This is a genomic window from Rhizobium sp. No.120 (assembly GCF_054558365.1).
In genome coordinates, this window is the sequence record NZ_BAAJNQ010000021.1 from 22246 (window position 1) to 43687 (window position 21442).

23 protein-coding genes are annotated in these 21442 nt (G+C 60.0%); 11 read left to right on the forward strand and 12 right to left on the reverse strand.

What is annotated here, in order from left to right:
• Positions 1-4 precede the first annotated feature (4 nt).
• The 7 genes from ACYJRZ_RS29800 to ACYJRZ_RS29830 form a co-directional block, all read right to left on the reverse strand.
• Positions 5-1072, reverse strand: coding sequence for an IS110 family RNA-guided transposase (locus ACYJRZ_RS29800; RefSeq protein ID WP_459464851.1), 1068 nt, complete (start codon positions 1070-1072; stop codon positions 5-7).
• 107 nt (positions 1073-1179) lie between these two features.
• Positions 1180-2364 (reverse strand): MFS transporter, encoded by a 1185-nt coding sequence (locus tag ACYJRZ_RS29805; protein ID WP_459464853.1) that lies wholly within the window; start codon positions 2362-2364, stop codon positions 1180-1182.
• A gap of 82 nt (positions 2365-2446) precedes the next feature.
• The gene (locus tag ACYJRZ_RS29810; RefSeq protein WP_459464855.1) at positions 2447-2836 is read right to left on the reverse strand and encodes a carboxymuconolactone decarboxylase family protein; all 390 of its coding nucleotides are present in this window, start codon (positions 2834-2836) and stop codon (positions 2447-2449) included.
• 39 nt (positions 2837-2875) lie between these two features.
• A complete protein-coding gene (locus ACYJRZ_RS29815) occupies positions 2876-3814 on the reverse strand; it encodes a Kelch repeat-containing protein (RefSeq protein WP_459464857.1) in 939 nt (312 codons plus the stop codon).
• Positions 3815-3869: 55 nt separating this feature from the next.
• Complete coding sequence (locus ACYJRZ_RS29820) at positions 3870-4775, reverse strand: alpha/beta hydrolase (protein WP_459464859.1); 906 nt, start codon at positions 4773-4775, stop codon at positions 3870-3872.
• Positions 4776-4835: 60 nt separating this feature from the next.
• On the reverse strand, positions 4836-5237 hold the full coding sequence (locus tag ACYJRZ_RS29825) for a GlcG/HbpS family heme-binding protein (protein ID WP_459464861.1): 402 nt from the start codon (positions 5235-5237) through the stop codon (positions 4836-4838).
• A 67-nt stretch (positions 5238-5304) separates the two neighbouring features.
• Complete coding sequence (locus ACYJRZ_RS29830) at positions 5305-6039, reverse strand: SDR family NAD(P)-dependent oxidoreductase (protein ID WP_459464863.1); 735 nt, start codon at positions 6037-6039, stop codon at positions 5305-5307.
• A 172-nt stretch (positions 6040-6211) separates the two neighbouring features.
• Between ACYJRZ_RS29830 and ACYJRZ_RS29835 the strand changes: the two genes are divergently transcribed.
• Positions 6212-6868: a TetR/AcrR family transcriptional regulator gene (locus ACYJRZ_RS29835; protein WP_459464865.1), complete on the forward strand. Its 657-nt coding sequence runs from the start codon at positions 6212-6214 to the stop codon at positions 6866-6868.
• Here the strand turns inward: ACYJRZ_RS29835 and ACYJRZ_RS29840 are convergent.
• The gene (locus tag ACYJRZ_RS29840; RefSeq protein ID WP_459464867.1) at positions 6853-7728 is read right to left on the reverse strand and encodes a LysR family transcriptional regulator; all 876 of its coding nucleotides are present in this window, start codon (positions 7726-7728) and stop codon (positions 6853-6855) included. The two genes, ACYJRZ_RS29835 and ACYJRZ_RS29840, sit on opposite strands and share 16 nt — an antisense overlap.
• Positions 7729-7811: 83 nt before the next feature.
• Between ACYJRZ_RS29840 and ACYJRZ_RS29845 the strand changes: the two genes are divergently transcribed.
• From ACYJRZ_RS29845 to ACYJRZ_RS29855, 3 genes are all read left to right on the forward strand, one after another.
• On the forward strand, positions 7812-8984 hold the full coding sequence (locus ACYJRZ_RS29845) for an MFS transporter (protein ID WP_459464869.1): 1173 nt from the start codon (positions 7812-7814) through the stop codon (positions 8982-8984).
• A gap of 14 nt (positions 8985-8998) precedes the next feature.
• Positions 8999-9715: an SDR family oxidoreductase gene (locus ACYJRZ_RS29850; protein WP_459464871.1), complete on the forward strand. Its 717-nt coding sequence runs from the start codon at positions 8999-9001 to the stop codon at positions 9713-9715.
• Between the two features lie 224 nt (positions 9716-9939).
• The gene (locus tag ACYJRZ_RS29855; RefSeq protein WP_459464873.1) at positions 9940-10761 is read left to right on the forward strand and encodes an SDR family NAD(P)-dependent oxidoreductase; all 822 of its coding nucleotides are present in this window, start codon (positions 9940-9942) and stop codon (positions 10759-10761) included.
• A gap of 248 nt (positions 10762-11009) precedes the next feature.
• On the opposite strand, the gene ACYJRZ_RS29860 is transcribed toward ACYJRZ_RS29855, so the two are convergent.
• Positions 11010-11756, reverse strand: a complete 747-nt coding sequence (locus ACYJRZ_RS29860; RefSeq protein WP_459464875.1) for a pirin family protein — start codon at positions 11754-11756, stop codon at positions 11010-11012.
• 62 nt (positions 11757-11818) lie between these two features.
• Complete coding sequence (locus ACYJRZ_RS29865; RefSeq protein WP_459464877.1) at positions 11819-12394, reverse strand: isochorismatase family protein; 576 nt, start codon at positions 12392-12394, stop codon at positions 11819-11821.
• A 139-nt stretch (positions 12395-12533) separates the two neighbouring features.
• Here ACYJRZ_RS29865 and ACYJRZ_RS29870 point away from each other — a divergent pair, with 139 nt between their 5' ends.
• Positions 12534-13433 (forward strand): LysR family transcriptional regulator, encoded by a 900-nt coding sequence (locus ACYJRZ_RS29870; protein ID WP_459464879.1) that lies wholly within the window; start codon positions 12534-12536, stop codon positions 13431-13433.
• 2 nt (positions 13434-13435) lie between these two features.
• Here ACYJRZ_RS29870 and ACYJRZ_RS29875 read toward each other — a convergent pair whose 3' ends face one another.
• Entirely contained in the window at positions 13436-13759 is a 324-nt protein-coding gene (locus ACYJRZ_RS29875; RefSeq protein ID WP_459464881.1) for a winged helix-turn-helix transcriptional regulator, read from the reverse strand.
• Positions 13760-13867: 108 nt separating this feature from the next.
• On the opposite strand from ACYJRZ_RS29875, the gene ACYJRZ_RS29880 reads away from it, so the two are divergent.
• Positions 13868-14863, forward strand: coding sequence for an NADPH:quinone reductase (locus ACYJRZ_RS29880; RefSeq protein WP_459464883.1), 996 nt, complete (start codon positions 13868-13870; stop codon positions 14861-14863).
• A gap of 24 nt (positions 14864-14887) precedes the next feature.
• Here ACYJRZ_RS29880 and ACYJRZ_RS29885 read toward each other — a convergent pair whose 3' ends face one another.
• Entirely contained in the window at positions 14888-16303 is a 1416-nt protein-coding gene (locus ACYJRZ_RS29885) for an aldehyde dehydrogenase family protein (RefSeq protein ID WP_459464885.1), read from the reverse strand.
• A 99-nt stretch (positions 16304-16402) separates the two neighbouring features.
• Here ACYJRZ_RS29885 and ACYJRZ_RS29890 point away from each other — a divergent pair, with 99 nt between their 5' ends.
• The 5 genes from ACYJRZ_RS29890 to ACYJRZ_RS29910 all read left to right on the forward strand — a co-directional run bounded on the left by ACYJRZ_RS29890 (position 16403) and on the right by ACYJRZ_RS29910 (position 21440).
• A complete protein-coding gene (locus ACYJRZ_RS29890; protein WP_459464926.1) occupies positions 16403-17305 on the forward strand; it encodes a LysR family transcriptional regulator in 903 nt (300 codons plus the stop codon).
• Positions 17306-17497: 192 nt separating this feature from the next.
• Positions 17498-18109, forward strand: coding sequence for a glutathione S-transferase family protein (locus ACYJRZ_RS29895; RefSeq protein WP_459464887.1), 612 nt, complete (start codon positions 17498-17500; stop codon positions 18107-18109).
• 57 nt (positions 18110-18166) lie between these two features.
• Positions 18167-20224, forward strand: a complete 2058-nt coding sequence (locus ACYJRZ_RS29900) for a 2Fe-2S iron-sulfur cluster-binding protein (protein WP_459464889.1) — start codon at positions 18167-18169, stop codon at positions 20222-20224.
• Between the two features lie 124 nt (positions 20225-20348).
• Complete coding sequence (locus tag ACYJRZ_RS29905; RefSeq protein ID WP_459464891.1) at positions 20349-20897, forward strand: carboxymuconolactone decarboxylase family protein; 549 nt, start codon at positions 20349-20351, stop codon at positions 20895-20897.
• A 78-nt stretch (positions 20898-20975) separates the two neighbouring features.
• Positions 20976-21440 (forward strand): nuclear transport factor 2 family protein, encoded by a 465-nt coding sequence (locus ACYJRZ_RS29910; RefSeq protein WP_459464893.1) that lies wholly within the window; start codon positions 20976-20978, stop codon positions 21438-21440.
• The last annotated feature ends 2 nt before the right edge of the window (positions 21441-21442 follow it).

The following is a 21442-nucleotide window of genomic DNA, read 5'->3' on the forward strand; positions in this document are numbered from 1 at the left end:
ACCATCAGGACAACCGGGATATCGTCGACGCGCCTTCCGTGGTGCTGGTGTCGCGCGGCTCATAAGCGCGCTGGTCACGCAGGATCTGGAAGGCGATCGTCAAAAGCTTGCGCGCGATCGCCACGCGCGCCTTGTTGGTTCCTCTGATCTTCAGGTGGTCGTATTGAACTCGAAGCTGCGGATCGGTAGCGATGGCCGGCGCGACAGCTTCCACGAAAGCCCAGCGCAGCCACTTGTTGCCCTGCTTGATGATCTTGCCGTGATAGGTCTTGCCGCCGCTCGAATAGGTCGAGGGCACAAGGCCGGCATAGGCAGCAAGCTTCTTCGGGTTACGGAACCGCGATATGTCGTCGATCTCCGCGTCGATCAGCCGGGCGAAGAACTCGCCGATGCCGGGGATCGTCTTCAATAGCTTCACATTGGCATTGGCCTTGGTCATCGCCCGGATCGTTGATTCCGACTGCTTGATGCGCACGTCGATGTCGCCGATGAAGGCGAGGCCACGGTCGATCTGTACGCGGTCGATCTCTGAGACGTTCACCTGAGCCAACTGGATGCGGCCGGCCCTACCGAACAGATCGCCGAGCTTCTTCAACTGTGCCGTCTGCTCCGGATAGCGATCGAACACCGTGACGATGCGGTTCTTCGTCATCGTGCGCAGCCGCACGTAAAACATCCGCTCGCGCAGGGCGACGCGCAGCTCTCGGGCCTTGTCGGTTGGCGCCCAGGCCTCCGGCACCAGGTCGGCCCGCAGCAGATGCGCCAGCACCGTCGCGTCGATCTTGTCGGTCTTGATCTTGGCGTCGGCGATCGCCTTCACCTTCAAAGGATGGGCGAGAACGACATCGTCACAAATGTCGTCGAGCCAGTCGTACATCACCATCCAGTTGCGCGTCGCTTCGACAACCGCATGGCTGTTTTCCCGGTAGCGTTCGAGAAACCCGCAAAGCGACTGGCGGTCGTTCTTCACCCGGCCGGATCGTAATGTCTTCCCGGCTGAGTCCTGCACCACCAGGTGGCTATAAGACTGATGATAATCCACTCCGATATGGTATTCATAAGAGGCAGTCATGCTTCCAACTCCCGTGTTGAGATCTGCAAAACCCCAACAGGATAAGCCGAAAGGCTGGAAGTGTGACTGTCCCTCGATCATCACCGGCATCTCAGTGATCCATTCTCTCAGCGGGCGCGGCCTCTTTCATGCCACCTCCTGTGTCCCTGTTTTGAAGATGTGGCGGTCGCGACGCCGGTTGCAAGGATGATTGCGGCAAGGCAGGTCGCGACGAAGCCGAGCAAGCAGACGCCTGTCCATCCCGCAGCCGACCATGCATAGCCGCCTGCAAGCGCACCGATTGCACCGCCGCCGAAGGTAGAGACCATGTAGAGGGTGTTCAGCCGTCCTCGGATCTCTGGCGCGATGGCGAAGATGCGCGTCTGGTTGGCGACCTGTCCGCTCTGAAGGCCGAAGTCGAGAAGGTTTACCACGACGACGAGTGCGATCAACGAATGGGCTCCGATCGTGATCGCGATGGCGAAACAGATGAGCACGGATGCGAAGCCGAGAACATTGACGCGCGCCGGACCCCATCTGTCGGAAAGCCGTCCGGCGATCGGTGCCAGAAGTGCTCCGGGCGCTCCCCATAGACCGAACAGGCCGGCCGCCGCAGGGCCGAGGCCAAATTCCGGAGTAGCCAGATGGAACGCCATGGTTGCCCAGAAGGCGGAAAATGCGCCAAACACAAGGAAGTTCATGGCCATCGAGAGGATGAGATCTCGATGCTTGAGAAGCGGCGGAAGGGAAGCGAGCAGCTTGAAGTAGCCGATCGAGGTCGCGTGCTCGGACTTTTTCGGCATAAAGGCCGGGACAAGAAAGAAGACGACGACGGAGAGGACGGACGCTAGCCCGTATGAGGCGCGCCAGGAGCCACCATAGCCGGCCACCAGCCCCGAAATCGTTCTGGACAGCAGAATTCCCATGATGAGACCTGTCGCAAGCGAGCCGACCGCGCGCCCCCGATGCTCTGGAGCGACAAGCGAGGTGGCAAGTGGAATGAGCACCTGCGGAACGACGGTCACGAATGCCAGGAATATGCTCGCGGCAAGAAGGACAGGGATTGCCGGGGCGAGACAGGCCATGAGCAGGCCGACAGCGGCGAGCGCGGACATCCATCTGACCAGGCTGCGGGGCTCGGCCATGTCCGAGAGAGGGACGAGCAGAAGAATGCCGAGAGCATAGCCGACCTGCGTCATCACGGCGACGAGAGATGCTATACTTTCAGGAACACCGAAGTCTTTGGCGATTGCTCCCAGCAGCGGCTGGCACAGATAGATGTTTCCCACCATAACGCCGCAGGCAACGGCCATAACGGGGATTGTCCCGCGACGAATTTGAGTTTGGTCTGCCGACTGCTTTTCCATGTTCTGCTCGTCCAATTCAGGTGTCGGTTCAGGCGGCCTTGCCGTCAAGCTTATCGAAGGCGGTCTTTGCTGCTTCGAGTGCTGCAAGCGCGGTCGGCATCCCGGCTGCGAACGAAAGCTGGACAAAGACCTCGACGATTTCTTCGCGCGTGGCGCCCGCAGCAAGGGCCGCAGGGATGTGCATTCCAACAGCGCCAAGACCGGTCGAGCCGAGCGTCGCGCAAGATGCGAGGATCACGAGCTCGCGTGTTTTCAGATCTAGACCCAGACGATTGTAGGCATTGCCGAATTCCGCTTCGACGATGAAGTCACCGAGGCCGGGCGCCATGCCGTTGACGGTCTGGATGAAGCCGTCCGCTTCGGAGCCGAAGGTTTTCGCAAAGGTCTTCTTGCCAAGTTCAAGCGTAGTGTCAGACATGTTCAATCCTTATGTGATTTGAAGTGCTCGGGAGGTAAGTTACTTTTCGGGTGTCAGCACTTCGACGACGCTCGATCGGTTTCCACCGGGAGCCGGGCTTCCGACGATCGTGAAGATTTTTCCGTCATGGGCGACCGCGCCAAAGCCATGACGACCTGTGGGGAGGGGGGAAATGGTACGCCACGAATTTCCGGGGAGGTCATAGGCCTCGACCTCGTTGAAGACCTTGCCGGAGCCTTCCCCACCCATGATAAACGCCTCGTGATCGAGGACTGCGGACGCGCTCCCACTACGGGCGGTCGGCAGGGGCTTGCCGGACGTCCAGGAATTGCTCTTCGGGTCGTAGATCTGGTTCACATCCAGATTTCTTCCGGGGCTGCCGTCGATCCTGCCGCCGACGGCCACGAGCTTGCCATCGAGCGCGACGACCGAAAGATGATCCCGCTTGGTCGGCGGCGGGGCGGCCTCAGTCCACGACTTTGCCTCGGGATCATAGACAAGGTGGAAGGAAATGTTGCAGCGACCGGACTTGCTGCCGCCCACGACATGGATCTTTCCGTCGAGGACTGCGGCGCCTGCGGCGGCAACCGCTGTCGGCATCTTGCCGAGTTCGCTCCACGTGTCGGACGCTGTGTCGTAGGCCCACACATTGTTCGTGGCCTTCCATCCGTCGACATAGCCACCGATAACGTAGATCGTCCTGCCGATTGAAACGGCCGCCGTGTGATGGACTGCATACGGGAAGGGCGCGCCCTTGCTCCATATATCCTTTGCAAGATCATAGATCAGCAGATCGGTCGCGCCGTTGTAGTCGCCGACAACGTAGGCTTTTCCGTCTACCTGCGCGACGCTGACCTCAGACCGTTCCGAGGGTGCGCTGCTGGCTCCAGCCCACGTGCCGACTTCGTGTGCGAGCGATTGGGATGCAATGAGAGTCGCTAACGCTGCGGTTCCGAAGGCTTTCGTCAGATTGTGCATGAATCGTCTCCTTTGAGGCTGACCGAACGCGCAGGCACGCCTGCGCACCTGGTCATCAGAGCTGCGATGGCGCTAAATGCTCGACGAACCATGTCCGAGCGGCTTCGGTTGCTTCCCGAAGGGTCTCCGGCTTGTCGTAGGCGTCGTAATGAAGCCCCTTGATCGTAATCAGCTTTTTCGGCTCGCCTGCACGTTCAAACGCGTCTTTTGTGTAGTCGATCACCACCGTCTTGTCGGGGTCGGCCATGATGATGAGAAGCGGGGTGGGCGCCACGGCCTCTATGTAGTCGCCCGGAGCAGTCTGCACCGCCTCCTGCAACGAACTGATGGTCACCGCGTTGTGAAATTGTGAGTGCTCCGCTTCATTGTGACTGGCCCACTCGTACGACTCCGGCCCGAAGACCGACGGCGCTTCGGCAGTATCGGCAAGTTTCATGGTTGCAGGCGGCTCGCCACGGAAACGACGGCCATATTCCGATGCAATGGCATCATCGATGATCTTGCGCTGCTCGGGCGGAGCGGAGAAACGGATCTGGCGGTAGAGGTCCGTCGCCGGAACCTGGGCCACGAGAACCTTCACCCGGCGATCAAAGGCTGCGACCTGGATCGACTGTCCGCCGCTGAAGGAGGTGCCCCACAAACCAATGCGCGCGGCGTCGACGTCGTCCCGGCTCTCGAGGTAAGTGAGCGCATTCCGGAGATCCTGCCGTTGCGCGTCGGGAAGCACCTGCTGTCTTGGCTCGCCTTCGCTGTCGCCGAGAAAGCGGAAGTCGATAGCAAGTGCCAGGATTCCAGAGCTTGCCAAAGCCGTCGCCACTTCTGGGATGTTGCGCATGCCGCGTATAGCGCCAAAGCCGTGGGAGAGGAGCACGGCCGGAAACGGACCCTCTCTATCCGGGCGGTAGACGGTGCCGGCACAATTCAAACCTTCGCTGGGGAATTTGATTTCTTCTGTATGCATGTTGGTATCCTTTGTGTTTCGCGCAGCCCGCCTGCTGCTGTTATCGCCCCCCCATAGAAATTAGATGCCCAGCGCGGCCAGCCCGGCGCGTGCCACCTGTTCGTCCTGCGTCGACAGACCACCGGAAACGCCGATGCCACCGAGGCATTCACCGTTTCTCAGGGCCGGAATGCCGCCCTGCAGGGGAAGGCGGTCACCGAGTGCGAGCATCGTCAGACGATCTCGCTCCATCTCCTCGACCTCGGCCGACGGGCTGCGGTTCATTGCCGCCGTTTCCGCCTTTCGCAGCGCAACTCCGGCCGTGTCATAGGTGGCGTCGTCGAAGCGGACGACGCTCAACAGCCGGCCGCCATCATCGACAACTGCGACGCTCATCTTCCAGCCGTTCTGCTCGGCTTCAGACTTGCAGGCCTCGGTGATTTTCGCGGCGTCCTGTGCGGTCAGCACGGTCTTCGTCTTCATGACGGTTCTCCTTCTCGGTTCCTCGATGAGATTTTTGTCTGGTCAGCCGAAGGCTGGCATGCCGGTGTCAGGAGCTCATGTACCAGCCACCGTTGACGTTAATCGTTTGTCCCGTCATGTAGCCATTTTGGGCAAGGTTGACGGCAAGCGACGCCACCTCGTCGGTCCGACCGAAGCGGCCGATCGGGATAAGGGTTGGCTTGATTGCGGCGTTGTTCTTGATCATATCCGTCTCGATCAATGCAGGTGCAAGAACGTTTGCGGTCACGCCTTCCTTGGCGAGCGCGCTGGCATAATAGTGTGCGAGGCCGATCAGGCCCGCCTTGCTCGCTGCGTAGTGCGGACCGATTACTCCGCCGATCTGGGCTGCAACCGACGAGACGTAGATCAGTCGGCCCCATTTGCGTTCGCGCATGCCGGGAAGGATCGACTGGCTGATGTGAAAAGCCGCGGAGAGGTTGATGCGCAGCGACCTCTCCCAATCGTCAGCCGTGATGGTATCGATCGGCTTCGCAGGATTGATTCCCGCATTGCTAACGAACACGTCAACTGGACCGAGCTGTGAAGCTGCCGCACCGCTAAGCGCGGCTGCCTGATTTTGATCGTCGAGATCCGCGCCCAGAGCAACCGCGCGACGGCCCCTATTAGTTATCTCTCTAACGAGTTCGTCAGCCGATGCAGAATCTGAGTTGAAGTGCACAGCGATATCGCAACCTGCGTCGGCAAGACCGAGCGCAATCTCGCGACCAATTCCGCGTGATCCTCCAGTAATCAACGCGACTTTCGAGGACAACGAATCCATGGAGGGCTCCTGACTTGAAGGGAATTGTATGTTAATGAGCATCAATGCACTCATTAGTGCAGACATATACTGCACTCATTAGTGCAGGCAAGGGGGCACCTCGATTTTGTCAAATCGGGCGAGTTGGGATATCGAAGGCGCACCTGAAATTCTGAGAGGTTTGATTTCGCCAATGTCCGCCGCCGAAAAGAAAGATTCTATCTTCGAGGAGATCGCCAATGCCCGGCCGGTTCAGAGTACGCGCGACGTCATCCTCATGACTGCGAGCCGCGTCTTCATCGAGCATGGATACGAGAACGCGAGCATGGATTTGGTCGCGAAGGAGGCGGGGACGGCAAGGCGGACGCTGTACAATCAGTTTCCTGACGGCAAGGAAGCACTTTTCCGCGCTGTCGTTGAGCGCATGTGGCGCGCATTTCCTGCAATGGATATCGGTGACGATGCTGAAGCTCTTGCGGACCCAGAGGTTGGCCTGCGCCGCATTGGACAAGCCGTGTCGTCGTTTTGGGGGCCGCCGCTGGCTGTCGCTTTCCTTCGCATGGTCATCGCCGACGGCCGCCGTTTCCCGGATCTCATCAAAAGCTTTTTCGAAATGGGAAAGACGCCCGCGGTGACTTCCGTGCGGAACTATATCGGCGAAATGGCTCGCCTTGGCTTGTTACGGATCGACAATGTTGACCTCGCCTCGAAGCAATTTCTTGGCCTGATCGACGAAGCAGTTCTTTGGGTTCGCCTCATGGGCGACGACCGGGCACTCACGGCCGACGAGATCGAAGAGATCATCGAGAGCGGCGTCGCCATGTTCCTCAGGTTCTATCGCCCTGCTTGAGCGACCAGATGATCGATAAGCGCCCGAACGCGCGCCGGGAGATGTCTCTGTTCGGGATAGACTAGGAAGAACTCGAATTCCTCGGAGGCTGTCCACTCCGGAAAGAGTTCCACAAGCCGTCCTGACTCCAGTTCTGCCTGACCATAGTAAGAGGGAACCTGGGCGATCCCGCATCGCTCTACGGCGCTGGACACAAGAAGGGTTCCGCTGTTTGTGTTGACTCGCCCCTCTGGCTTTAAGACCCTTGTCTCGCCTTTGCGGGAAAAGACCCAGTCGCGACCACCCAAGGACATGCAAGATGACGGATGAAGGTCGCCTGGATCCTCTATCGCGTCGGGAACGTGGCCAGGCGCCGCGAGCGTACGCAGCCTGAAGCCAGCAAGCTTGCGAGCGATAAGAGTGGATTGCGCCAGTGGCCCGGCTCGCACGGCGAGATCGAAGTTTTCCTCGATCATCGCGACGTTTCTGCTCGTCATCTCGAGATCTATCGAAACCCCCGGGTGGTCAGTACAGAAGCGCGCAAGTTGCGGTGTCAGCACGGTCTCGGCGTAATGGCCGCCCATCGAAATACGAATGCGGCCCGAGATAGCCGTCGCCGCGCGCGCGATGTCACGGGCTTCGTCATAGGCTTCAAGAATGCTCGAGCATCGCAAGAAGAACTGCTGCCCCTGATCGGTCAAAATGCTCGACCGTGTGCTTCGCGTGATGAGCTGCACGCCGAGATCGGCTTCAAGCTTCGCAACTGTCCTGCTGATATGCGCAACCGAGACGCCGAGGGCACGCGCAGCGCCGGAAAAGGATCCAGTCTTCGCGGAAGCAACGAATTCTGAGATGCCCGGGAGGTAGGCTATCTTTTCCATATGGTAAAGGTCCTTCACAAAAGGCAATCTACTCTAACATTGAGGGAAAGCATAGATTTTGCTCCTGTTCAATGGAGTAGCCAATGCCAGCCGCCATCTATGCATTTAGCCTATGCGCCTTCGCATTGGGCTTCGTCGAATTCGTCGCAATCGGGTTGTCGCCTCCGATGGCGGCAGGCCTGGGATATCCGGTGGCCGATCTGGGGCAGGTCGTCACTGCCTATGCCCTTGGTGTCGCCGTCGGCGCTCCCCTCGTCACGTCACTTGCAAGTTCATGGAGCCGAAAGCCACTGCTCATGGCGTCGATGCTACTCTTTGTTGCCGGAAACCTCTTGATCGCTGTGTCATCGAGCTTCGTGACAATCATCGCGGCCCGCTTCATCAGTGGTCTCTCGCATGGCACGTTCCTGGCCGTTGCATCATCGGTCGCGGCTGCCCTCGTCGCCAAGGATCGCAGCGGCAGTGCAATCGCATTCGTCTTCATGGGGTTGACAATTGCTCTTGTGACGGGTGTGCCAGCAGGAACCTATCTCGGTTCGGTCTGGAGCTGGCGAGCTGTCTTTGCCTGCGTTGCCGCATGTGCCTTCGTGGCCGCGGTCGCGATGTGGGTGCTCGTGCCTCGTGGCACGGGAGACAGTTCTTCGCCGGAAGCCACGAATGGTCTGAAGGGCCTTTTTGATCCATCTCTGTTGGGTGCCGCGGGCATAACGGTTCTCGCCTATGGCGGAGCATTTACCTTCTATACCTACGTCGCAACATTGCTCGAAGAAGTTTCGGGGCTCGATGTCGCCTCGATCAGCACAGTGTTCCTTCTCTATGGCCTTGCGGCTGCCGTCGGAAACATCATCGGTGGCAAGTTCGCCGACAAGGTCGGTCCTGCCAAGGCATCCGCATGGGTAGTGGCGGGACTTGCTGTTCTGCTGCTCGGCATTGCCGCTTGGTCATCGAACGCGCTGCCTACCGCTGTCTTTGTCGTTCTACTCGGTTTTGCGATGTTCGCGGCAGTTCCGATCCTCCAGGCAAAGATCCTGCAGGTGGCGGCAGATCGACCAATCAGCATCCGGGCGGCCGCCTCCGGCATGAACATCGCCGGGTTCAATCTCGGTATCACCTTCGGTTCACTTGCCGGTCACGCCACCATCACTGTCGCCGGCGTGGCCGCAACCCCTCTCGTCGGCGCTTTCGTCTGTGTCGCCGGTTTCATTGCCATCGTTGCACCTCTCAAACGGGCAGCAGCCAGTCAATTCCATTCTTGAAAAGGAGAAATTAAATGGATCTCGAAAACAAACACGTCGTTGTTGTGGGGGGTGGTTCCGGTATGGGTCTCGGTCTTGCCAAGGCAGCTCTTGACCGGGGTGCCAACGTCACCATCGCCGGGCGATCGCAGGAGCGGCTCAACAAGGCAAACGAGACCTTGGGCAATCGTGCTCGGACCGCGTCTTTCGATGCCGGGAATGCCGATGCTGCACAAAGCGGCTACGCCTCAATGGGACCGATCGACCATCTCGTCACCACAGCGGCTGCCCTGACATATGCGCCGCTCGGCGAAATTCCCCTGGAAGCCGTCGAACAGATGCTCGCTGGTAAGTTCTGGGGTCCGTTCTTCGCCGCTCGGTTTGCTGCTCCCACGATTAGGGAAGGGGGATCGATCACATTCTTTTCCGGTCTTGCGGCCTATCGTCCGGGTCCCGGCACCGCGGTTGTCGCGGCCATGAACGCAGGCCTCGAAGGTCTGGCTAAGGCGCTTGCCGTTGAGCTGGCACCCCTGCGCGTGAATGTGCTTTCGCCAGGTGTCGTGGAAACACCTGGTTGGGACTTCATGCCGGAGGCCGACCGCAGGGCATTCTTCGAGGGGCAAGCCAAGTCGCTTCCCGCGCGCTACGTGGGTACTCCTGTCGACGTTGCCGAAGCCGCGTTTTGCCTTATGACGAACCGGTACGTGACGGGTACTGTCCTTCATGTGGATGGCGGCGGGCGTCTGGCGTAACGGGACGTGTGGGGCGGCCATTTTTCGCCGCCCCATAGTGATTGAGCATACGATCTCTATGACGCATCAAGGCGTGCGCGGGTTCAGACTCACTGCCAGAACGATCGATATTCCAGATTTCAATCATTCTTGACTGCACTGCACAGTGCATGGCAAATCCGGCCTTTGAGTTAGTTTGCTCGAATGGTCCGAGAAGCGGCGTCGGTGAAGGTAGGGACTGCAAAATGGCGAATTGGTTTATTACTGGCGTATCGAGAGGATTGGGCCTCGCACTCGCTGAGGCTGTTCTCGATGCAGGCGATAGCGTTATCGGCACCACGCGCAGCGGCGGCACACCCGAAACTTTACGGGGCAGAGCAATCGACATTCATGCATTAGACATGATTGATTTCGATCGTACGAAAGAAGTTGTCGAGACAATCTTTTCGGAAGGAAGGCGTGTTGATTTCCTTGTCAACAACGCCGGTTACGGGCTCCTGGGATCGGTTGAATCTTCAACAGATGCTGAGTTGAAACATCTGTTTGACGTTGATGTGTTTGCGCCAATCCGCATTGTGCGAACCGCACTTCCTTACCTGCGAGCTCAGGGTGCGGGCCACATAGTGAACATCACGTCTGTGGCGGGTAGGGCGCCGGGTGTGGGCACCGCACTTTATGCGTCAGCGAAGCATGCGCTTGAAGGTTTCTCTGTGGCACTCGCCGCTGAAGTCAAGCATCTTGGCATCGGCGTTACGGCGATAGCACCGGGTCAGTTTCGGACTGATTTCCTGTCCGCCGGTTCTGCTCGTTTCAGCGCGACAGCCGACGATGCATATCGGGTAACAGTGGGAGCTGCACTCGACACCCTCGGAAAAGCCAACCATCAACAACTAGGGGACCCGAAAGCGGCTGCCCGGGTCATCATCGACGCTCTAAAGTCGGACAATCCCCCGCTTCAGCTTGTGCTCGGTTCGGATGCGTTGCGCCGGATTCGCGGAAGGATCAAAGAGACGCTTGGTGAACTTGAGGCTTGGGAAGCGGTGAGCATCAAGACTGACTATGTATAGTAGGGGATCGTCAGCTTTCATCAATAGGGTAAAACGGTTCCATAAATAGGCTTTATGCCTCAACTCGTTGATTTCCTTGAAGCAGTGACTTGTTTGTTAAGGGTCGCTGGTTCAAATCGGATCAAGAGCCTAAGCCCAGAGCTCAATGTGAATATTGATCAGAAAGATGACGCCGTGCGTGTGACCTTGAGGTGGTGAACGAGATCACGCTGAGGCCGGCAAGCGAGGGGTGATCGACGCCTGCATCTCTAGACGCGGCGCCGCTGGTTCCCACTGAACATGCCGCCTCGGTAAACCTCCGCTGCAGGATCCATCGAGAACAGCAAGACTTCTGATTCAGCCCATGCGGTGAGATTGTCATAGGCAGCTGTCGAAAATGCGCTTTCCCCTTCCGATATGACCTCGCCCGCGATGTAGACCTTTCCGCTGTAGACGTAGAGCAAGGTGTTTCTTCCAGTTTCCTCGGCGGGCAGCCGCATGTGGACCCCTTCGCCGATGTGCGCGTCAAAGACGCGGACGTCGGATCTGACCTTCAACGGTGCAGCGCTCGGTCCGGCGACAAGCCGCCAGCTATTAACGCTGTATTCCTCGGGGAACTCATGAAATTGTACCATTGGCTCCAGATCGGCAGCGTTTGGCCGCAGGAATATCTGCAGTGCCTTCACAGGGCCGTCGCCGAGCATCAGCTCTTCATGCTGAAACGTATGACCGGCGTTCATCATCATAAAGTGGGTCTTGTCGAGCGTCTTTTCGTTTCCGACCGTGTCGCGATGGAGCATCTCACCGCCGCGAATATAGGTCAGGATTTCGTCGTCCTTGTGCGGGTGCATGGCGATGAGATGACCCGATTGGACCTGTGCCCGGTCGATCCTGCCGATCGGGCCGATACCGCTGTCGTCCGACGTCAGCGTCAGGCCGGGATAGAGGATTTCGACGCCGAAGCCTTGGGCGAAATCGCCGCGCATGCGGCCTGCAGGAACCTTGGTAATGGTCATGGAAGTATTCCTTTCATCCGGGCGCGGGCTCTCCTGCCCGCGCCGAAGACGGCTGTGTACGTTCAATGGTAGTTCAGGATGCCGACCAGCTGCTGACCGAGCGGGCTCGTCCAGTCGACGGCAAGCTCGGAGATGATCTGGTCGACGGTGGTGATGATTGCGCCCGCTTTTTCCATGCGGCGCAGGGCGATATCGTCGCCGTACTTGGTGTAGGAGGCGGAGGCGTCGGCCGATACCTGGACTTGGTAGCCTTCGTCGAGCATCTGCAGGACAGGGAAGGTGACGCAGATCTCAGTCGTTACGCCAGCGACGAACAGCTTCTTGCGACCGGTCGCCTTGACCGCCTGATTGAAGCCGTCGTGGTGCATGGCGTTGACGATACCGGGACGCTTGATGCGGGCTGCGAATGCTTCCGGCAGAATGGCTTCGAGTTCCGGCAGCAGCGGGCCTTGGATCTGGTCTTCCATACTGGAGGTCAGAATTGTGGGGATGTTGGCAGCCTTGGCGATGCGGGCAAGCTTCAGCGCATTCTGCTTGACGAGGTTGATGTCGTGCGAGTGCGTCCAGGCCATGGTACCGATCTGGTGATCGATCAGAAGCATTGCGGAATTCTCGGGGTTAAATACGTCCTTATGCATTGTCCTGTTCCTTTTCCTTGCTCGGCGGGGTTGGTGAAGTTCGCTTTGATCCGCTCGATGATTGGAATTTAGCGTTGCGATCAGCGGCACGGTAGCTGTACGATAGGCCACTCTGTAGAACGAAAAATGGAACGCGGGAATGATCAGCTTCGAGGACATGCAGACGTTCGTTGAGGTCGCGGATGGCGGTGGCATCTCGGTGGCCGCGCGGCGTCTCGGCCTGCCGAAGTCGATCGTCAGCCGGCGGCTTGTTCGGCTTGAAAGCGAGCTCGGCGTCCAGCTTTTGGCGCGCACGACCAGAGGCGCATCCCTCACCGAGGCTGGCGCCTCCTTCCGCGAACACGCCGCCCGCATGTGCCTGGAGATGGACGTCGCCCGCGAAGAGATGCTGCCGACCGGAGAGCTGCGCGGACGCCTTCGCGTGGCGGTTCCGTCGTCCTTCGGTCCCGGACACTTCGCCCCGGCACTGGCCGAGCTCGCCCGCCCGCATCCGCTCCTCCAGCTCCACGCGCATTACAGCGATCGCTACATCGATCTGGTGGCGGAGGGCTTCGACTGCGGCATCCGCGTTGGCTACCTGCAGGATTCGAACCTGACCGCGCGCAAGATCGGCGCCTTTGCGGCCGGCCTGTTCGCGAACCCGGAGTATCTGCGTGTCCACGGCGTTCCACAGAAGCCGTCTGATCTTCTCGAACATCAGGCCATCCTGCAGGGGACCGAAAGCTGGAGGGTTTCCGACGGCACCCGGACCGTGGTCGTCAACGGTCAGGGACGGTTCAAGGCCGACAGCGCTGTGGGCATCGCCGAAGGGACGGCGGCCGGACTTGGCGTTGCCGCTCTGCCGGTGGTGATCGCTCAGAATTACTTGGAATCCGGAACCCTCGTGCCGATCATGTCGGATTACAGCCTGCCGGAGATCGGCGTTTACATCGTGCGGCCGCCGGGATCGCACGTGTCGCGGAAGGTCCGGGTTCTGATCGACTTCTTCGTCGAGCGGTTTTCCGCAATCGGAGGCGCTGGCCAGAGCAACGAAGGCTAGTATTACGTGGCCGAGCGCCGCTCCCGGAACGCGACGCCCCAGTCGCGCATAGCCATCAGCACGGGCGCGAGCGTCAGCCCGAATGGCGTGAGAGAGTATTCAACGCGCGGCGGAACCTCCGCGAAGACTTCGCGGGCGACGATCCCGTCGGCTTCGAGTTCGCGGAGCTGCATCGTCAGCGAACGCTGGCTCGGGTCGCCGACAAGGCGGCGCAACTCGCCAAACCGTCGCGGCCCGTCCAGCAGCCGATAAATGATCATCGGCTTCCATTTTCCACCCGTAACGTCGACGGTTGTTTCGACGGGGCACTTCTGGCCAGCAGTCATTGCGTGCTCCAATAGTGTACTTTCTATCCCTATAGGCAGATCTGTTGCCTACTTGCAAGTTTGCCTGTATCGCTCCTAGTTGAAAGCAGTTATATTCAGAGGTGCGTCATGCGAGCTGCTTTCTACGACCGACAAGGATCTGCAAAGGAGGTGCTGTTCGTCGGCGAGCTACCCGATCCGCAGCCGGGAGCCGGAGAGGTTCGGGTGAGGGTGGTCGCGTCAGGCATCAATCCCTCCGACATCAAGACAAGGACTGGATTCGGTGGAAAGGCAATGCCGTTCCCACGGATCGTGCCGCATCAGGACGGCGCGGGCGTCATCGACGCCGTCGGTCCCAGCGTGCCTCCGTCGCGCGTCGGCGAGCGCGTCTGGATCTACATGGGCCAATGGGGTCGTGCGTTCGGTACTGCGGCGGAATTTGTCGTCGTGCCGTCCGTTCAAGCCGTAGAGCTTTCCAACCACGTGCCGTTTGAGATCGGAGCGGCGCTCGGCGTTCCTGCGATGACAGCGCATCGCTGCCTCTTCGCCGACGGAGACCTGCGCGGCAAGCGAGTCCTCGTCCAAGGAGGAGCAGGCGCCGTCGGCAATGCAGCGATCCTTCTTGCGAAGTGGGCGGGGGCATGGGTGGCGGCGACGGTGAGCCGTGAGCTGCAAGCGCAGGTCGCGCGTGCGGCGGGCGCCGATCTTGTCGTCAACAGGCGCAAGGAAAATGTCGCTGCGGCCGTCCGATCAGCCACCGGCGGCAATGGCGTCGATCGCATCGTCGACGTCGATATCTCCGCCAACATCGACGTAGCAATCGCCTGTCTCGCCGGCGACGGTGTCGTGTCGGCCTATTCGACGGAATCGCCAGATGCGAAGCTGACGATCCCGTTCTTCCCGGCGCTAATGGGCGGCTTCTCGTTCCGTTTCGTCTACGTCTATACCATGCCGGAAACCGCGATGAGGCAGGCAGCCGATGAGGTTTCGGCCTGCGCCGCATCGGGGGCATATGCTCCGCCAATCGCGAAGACATATGCGCTTGACGAGGTGGCCGAGGCACACGAGTTGCAGGAGAGCGGCACGGCCATTGGAAAGATCATCGTCCGAATTCAGAACCCGTGACGCGGCCTGCTCAATCTCACCTCATCAGGCGATGACTGCCCTCGGCTCCAGGAAAGCCTCAAGGCCGAACACGCCATACTCGCGACCGATACCCGACTGCTTGAAGCCGCCGAAAGGAGCGAGCGGCTCGTGCGGGGCGCCATTGATGACCACGCGGCCGCACTCGAGGCGATCCGCAATCGCCTGCATGCGTGCGACATTCGTGCCATGCAGATAGGCCTGAAGCCCATATGGCGTGTCGTTGGCGATCGACACGGCTTCGTCCTCGTCTTGATAGGAGATGACCGACAGGACCGGCCCGAAAATCTCTTCGCGCGCGATGCGCATCTGGTTGTTGACATCAGTGAATATGGTCGGCTTCGTGAACCAGCCGCGCTCCAGTCCGGCGGGCCGTCCCGAGCCACCTGTCAGAAGCTTCGCTCCCTCGTGGGCTCCAAGTTTGATGTAGGATTGGACGCGATCATACTGCTTCTGACTAACCATTGGTCCGATCATCGCGTCCGGGTCGTCTGGCACGCCGACCTTGAATGTCTCGACCTCCTGTTTCAGCCTGGCCAGAACGTCGTCGAGCCGACGGCTGGGAACCAGGATCCGGGTGCCGGCGATGCAGGCCTGGCCGCTGTTGATGAAGCCCATCCGCAGGACGGCGGGGATAGCCACATCCAGATCTGCGTCGTTGAGAATGATGTTCGGACCCTTGCCACCGAGTTCCAGCGTGACGCGCTTGAAGGTGTCGGCGGCGTTGCGCAGGATTTCCCTGCCAACCGCGGTGGAGCCTGTGAAGGTCACCTTCGCGATGTCCGGATGCCGGCTGAGTTCCGCACCGACGACATTGCCGAGCCCATTGACGATGTTGAATACACCCTTCGGTAAACCCGCTTCATGAAGGCACTCGGTGAGGATCTGCGTCTGTATCGCGCTCATCTCGCTGGGCTTGATGACTATGGTCGTGCCGGCGGCGATGGCGATCGCAAGCTTCGAGGTGATGAAACCGATATTGCTGTTCCACGGCGTGATGGCGGCGGCAACGCCGGAGGGCTGCATGACGACGCGGGCCCGGCCCATCTGGCGCTCGAATTCATAATCCTGCAGAACCTTCGCCATGGTCAGAAAGCTTGAAGCAGCATGGGGAATAGCGAACCGGGTGAAAGTCTGCGGAGCGCCATATTCGAGCGCCATGGCTTCCGTCAGATCGGCGACGCGCGCGGCGACGGCTGCGTTCAAACGCTTAAGCATCTCGACACGCTCGGCCTTCGTCGTCCGTGAGAACGCCGGGAAGGCGCGTGTCGCGGCGGCGATAGCCTCACGGGCATCTTCGATGGCGCCAAGCCTGACTGTGCCGATCTTCTCCTCTGTCGACGGATTGTAGAGATTGGCGGTCTCAAATCCCCTCGGTGTGACGAAGCCTCCGTCGATGTAAATCTTGTCGATGTTGCGCATCTCAAACTCCTTTTGGCTGTTCCGTCACATCTGGCACTTCGGCGCTGTCCTGATAAGCTGGTCAAACATGCTCAGCCTGATAGGAGATTACGGACAATGATGCGCGGCTCACTTGCTGAACTGGAGGCTGTTCTCGCCGTCGCCTCACAAGGCGGGTTCCGTGCGGCGGCTCGCGAGCTCGGCATCTCGTCGTCATCGCTCAGTCAGCAGATCGCTACGCTGGAGACGCGCATGGGCGTCAGACTGTTCAACCGCTCGACCCGTAGCGTCGTCCTTTCAGCTGCGGGAGAGCAGTTCGTGGCGAGCGTGGGGCCGGCGCTGGAGGCGATCCGGAGCGCTGTCGAGCATGTCGATGAACATCGGGCGGAAGCAACGGGCACTCTGAGGATCAACACGTCGGTGGGCGCAACGCGGATGATCCTTACGCCGCTGATCCTGGAGTACATGCGCCGGAACACGCAGATGGCGGTGGAGATCGTGACGGAGGGCGCGCTGGTCGACGTCAATGCCAAAGGCTTCGACGCCGGGATCAGGATCCGGGAGGCCGTTCCTCCCGACATGGTGGTCGTGCCGATCGGCGATAGTATCCGGCCGGCCATCGTCGCGTCGTCCGATTACTTCCGCCATCATGGAAAGCCGCGGGATCCGGCAGAGCTCCAAAACCACTTATGCATTCGCGCTCGAATGGCGAGCGGAACTATCTATCGCTGGGAGTTCGAGCGGCGAGGCGAGAGCTTCGCGCTCGACGTTCCTGGGAAGCTCGTGCTCGACGATAGCGACCTTATGCTCCGGGCCGCGCGTGAGGGGGCTGGGCTAGCCTACCTGAGTGAGTGGCAGGTCGCCGACGATGTCGCCGAGGGTAGGTTGGAACAGGTTCTTGCCGAGTGGACCCCGCCGTATCCCGGCTTATGTCTCTACTATCCCGGAAGGCGCAATTTACCGGCGAAGCTGCGCCGGTTCGTCGACTTGATCAAGGAGCTGCGGACAACCTTAACGATGTGACCGTACTCTTCAGCTTGGAGGATCGCCCGCCGGGGTGGAGGCGAAGTTTCCCCTTTCATCCTGGTGCTACCGGACTATTCCGCTCCGCGTAACAGTCCAATGTCAAACATGCGTATTCAGCCGCGCGGCTGCGCATTGCATCCTGTGTTCACGGATCGGGAACGAACCCGGCCTTCAATCAGGAGCGATCACATGAAACTCTATCACCATCCGCTGTCAGGTCACGCACACCGCGCCCGGCTCTTCCTTTCTCTGGTCGGGCTCCCCCACGAGCTGGTCGAGGTGGATCTAAAATCTGGGGCCCACAAGCAGCCCGACTTCCTCAAGATGAACCCGTTCGGGCAGGTCCCGGTTCTGGCGGACGGCGATATCTTTATCTCCGACTCTAACGCGATCCTGGTCTACCTCGCCAAGAAGTCGGGTCAGACGGAATGGCTTCCGGAGGACGCTAAAGGAGCGGCGGATGTTCAGCGCTGGCTTTCGGTTGCTGCCGGTGAGATTGCCTACGGACCGGCAGCTGCGCGCCTGGTGACAGTGTTCGGCGCCAAATTCAACCCGGAAGAAGTCATTGGCCGTGCACACACCATCCTTGGCCGGATCGAGAGCCATCTGCAAGGGCGCGAATGGCTGGTGGGCAATCGCCCGACGATCGCGGACGTCGCAGTCTACAGCTATGTCGCACGCGCCCCAGAGGGCAACGTCGACCTGAGCGCCTATCCGTTTGTGAATGTCCTGCTGCGCCGCGTCGAGCAACTCCCGGGCTTCGTAGACTTTGTCAAAACGCCGGTCGGTCTTGCCGCCTGAGCTTCAATAGGGCGTGCGGGATCTCGCGCGCTCTTTGCCCTTTCCCGGAGAACGCAGATGTCCATGAAGCTTACAAAACTGCCGACGTGGCATGAAGGCGAGACCTTTATTCAGGAGAAGCTCGGCGTAAAGGAACGCATGGCCTCCGTCGGTCAGCGTGTCGTTCGTGACTTCATGCCGGACCAGCACCGGGACTTCTACGCCCAACTGCCTTTCATCGTTCTCGGGAGCGTCGATCAGGCTGGTGACGCCTGGGCAACTTTTGTGGAAGGCAAGCCGGGGTTCATGTCGTCACCTTCGCCCGTCGTGCTGGACATTGCCGCGCACCGCGATCCGAGCGACCCGGCTAGTGAAGGATTGGCCGATGGCCTGCCGATTGGTCTCCTTGGCATCGAGATGCACACGCGTCGCCGCAACCGCATGAACGGTTTTGTCTCGACGATCGACGGCGGCTTCCGAGTCGATGTTGACCAGAGCTTCGGAAATTGCCCGCGCTATATCCAGCTGCGCGACTTCGCGTTCGAACGCCAGCCGGGGACCTTGTTTCAAGGTGCAATCGAGGAACTGCCTGCACTCGACGACCAGGCACGCGCGATCATTCAGGAGGCTGACGCGTTTTTCGTGGCGTCCTACGTCGATCGCGAAGATCGGCGCCAGGTGGACGTCTCACATCGCGGCGGGAACGCCGGGTTTGTCCGTATCGGTGACGATGGCGTCCTGACGATCCCCGATTTCGATGGCAATCTCTTCTTCGCGACGTTGGGCAATATCCTGCTGAACGGAAAGGCTGGGCTGCTTTTCGTGGATTTCAACACGGGCGACATGCTGCAGATGACGGGAACGGCCGAAGTCATTTTCGACTCGCCCGAAATCGCCGCTTTCCAGGGGGCAGAGCGGTTCTGGACGTTCAAGCCGACGCGCATTGTTCGGCGGCGTAATGCACTGGCGTTGAGATGGGCTTTTCAAAAGGACGGCTGGTCGCCGAGTTCCTTGATGACAGGCAGCTGGAGCCAAGCCGCCGACCGTCTCCGCGCCGCAGAGTTTGCTAAAAGCTGGCGGCCAATGACCGTCACCGCGATCGTCGATGAAAGCGCGACGATCAAGTCCTTCCATCTGCAGCCAGCCGATGGCGCAGGGCTCCTTCCGCACGCGGCCGGCCAGCATCTGCCCATCCGCATCAAGCTGCCCGGCGAAGATAAGGCGGTCATTCGCACCTACACGCTCTCGGTCGCGCCGTCCGACGGGATCTACCGCATCAGCGTCAAGCGCGATGGTCAGGTATCTCAGTTCCTCCATGATCGCATCGCCGTTGGCGATGTCATCGAGGCGCGCGCGCCGGCCGGCGAATTCAGCATCGACGCCCGCTCGACACGCCCGGCGGTGCTTCTTGCAGGCGGCGTCGGCATCACGCCGATGCTCGCGATGCTTCGTCATATCGTCTACGAAGGGCTGCGCAAGCAGCGTGTCCGTCCGGTCACGTTGTTCTACGCGGCTCGCTCCAAGGCAGACCGGCCGTTCGACAAGGAGATGACCGATCTTATCGGTGCGGCCAAGGGCAATGTGCGTTTGGTCAGAGTCCTCAGCGACACCACAGATGCTGAAGAGGGAAGGGACTTCGACGCGACAGGGCGGATCGATATGACGATGCTGACTCGGTTCCTGCCCTTCAACGATTATGATTTCTATCTCTGCGGACCTGCCCAGTTCACCCAAGGGCTCTATGACGGACTGCGGGCTCTTAACATTGCTGACGACCGCATTCAGGCTGAAGCCTTCGGCCCGTCGTCGCTGGTCCGCACAGGGCAACCCGCACCAGCCGCGTTGTCTTCCGCCGCACAGCCGTCCGAAAAACCTGTGCCCGTCGTGTTCACGAATTCCCTGAAAGAGGCGCGGTGGACGCCTGGTTCCGGCACTCTCCTGGAACTTGCCGAAGCGCGTGGCCTCGCCCCCGAATTCAGTTGTCGCGAAGGCAATTGCGGGACGTGCCGGACCAAGCTCGTCAACGGCGCCGTCGCTTACGTCAAACAGCCCACGGCGAAGATCGACGCCGACGAAGTCCTTCTGTGCTGCGCTGTTCCTGCCGACCAGGAAGGCGGCCTGCAGCTCGCTGTCTAAGGGCCGATTGCTGCGTCCAGCGTAACGGTCCCTTGTTTCCTTTCGATGTTCAGCAATCGTTCCGACCGGATCATATTCAATCTCAAGAGAGGAACGTCTCTCTCAACCGAAAAAGGAGACTACAATGTCACGCATTCCTACCCCCGCCACGATCAACGACGCGCCGGAAGCCTCTCGTCCGATCCTCGAAACTATCCAGAAGCAGATCGGCTCCGTCCCGAACATCTTTCGCCTGGTCTCCAACAGCCCCGCCGCATTGACGGGCTTGACGTCGCTCCAGGGCGCGCTCGGCAAGGGCAAGCTGCCGCCGGCCACCCGTGAGCGCATCGCACTCGCCATGGCTGAAGCAAACGGCTGTGACTATTGCTTGTCGGCCCACACCTTCACCGGCACGAAGTTCGCCAAGCTCGACGAAAGTGAAATCGCTGCCAACCGCAGCGGCACGTCGAACGATCCCAAGGCAGCTGCCGCAGTCGAATTCGCCCGGGCGCTGACGGCGGCGCGCGGTTCCGTTGCCCCGGCCGAGATCGTCAAGGTCCGTGATGCCGGCTACAGCGATGCTGAGATCGTCGAGATCATCGCCCACGTGGCCCTCAACACCTTCACGAACTATGTGAACGAGGCCCTCGACACCGAGATCGACTTCCCGCGCATCGATCGCGCTGCTGCGTGACCAAACCCTCAAGAGGCGGTGCAGGATGTGCCGTCTCTTGCCAATAAAGACAAACGCCATCTTCAGAGGAACTTGAACATGTCCCGTCCCCCGCTTCCCCCATTCACCAGAGAGAGCGCCATCGAAAAGGTCCGTCTTGCAGAAGATGGCTGGAACAGCCGCGATCCCGCCAAAGTGGCGCTCGCCTATACGCTCGATACCCGTTGGCGCAATCGTGCCGAGTTCGCGAAGAACCGCGCCGAGGCCGAGGCCTTCCTGACCCGCAAGTGGAACAAGGAGCTCGATTATCGCCTGATCAAGGAACTCTGGGCGTTCACTGGCAATCGCATTGCCGTCCGGTACGCTTACGAATATCGCGATGATAGTGGCCAGTGGCTCCGCGCCTATGGCAACGAGAATTGGGAATTTGCCGAAGACGGCCTGATGCGGGAACGGCATGCCAGCATTAACGAGCACCCGATCGCCGAAGCCGATCGCAAGTTTCGTTGGCCGCTGGGCCGCCGGCCGGACGACCACCCTGGCCTGAGCGATTTCGGCTTTTAGAC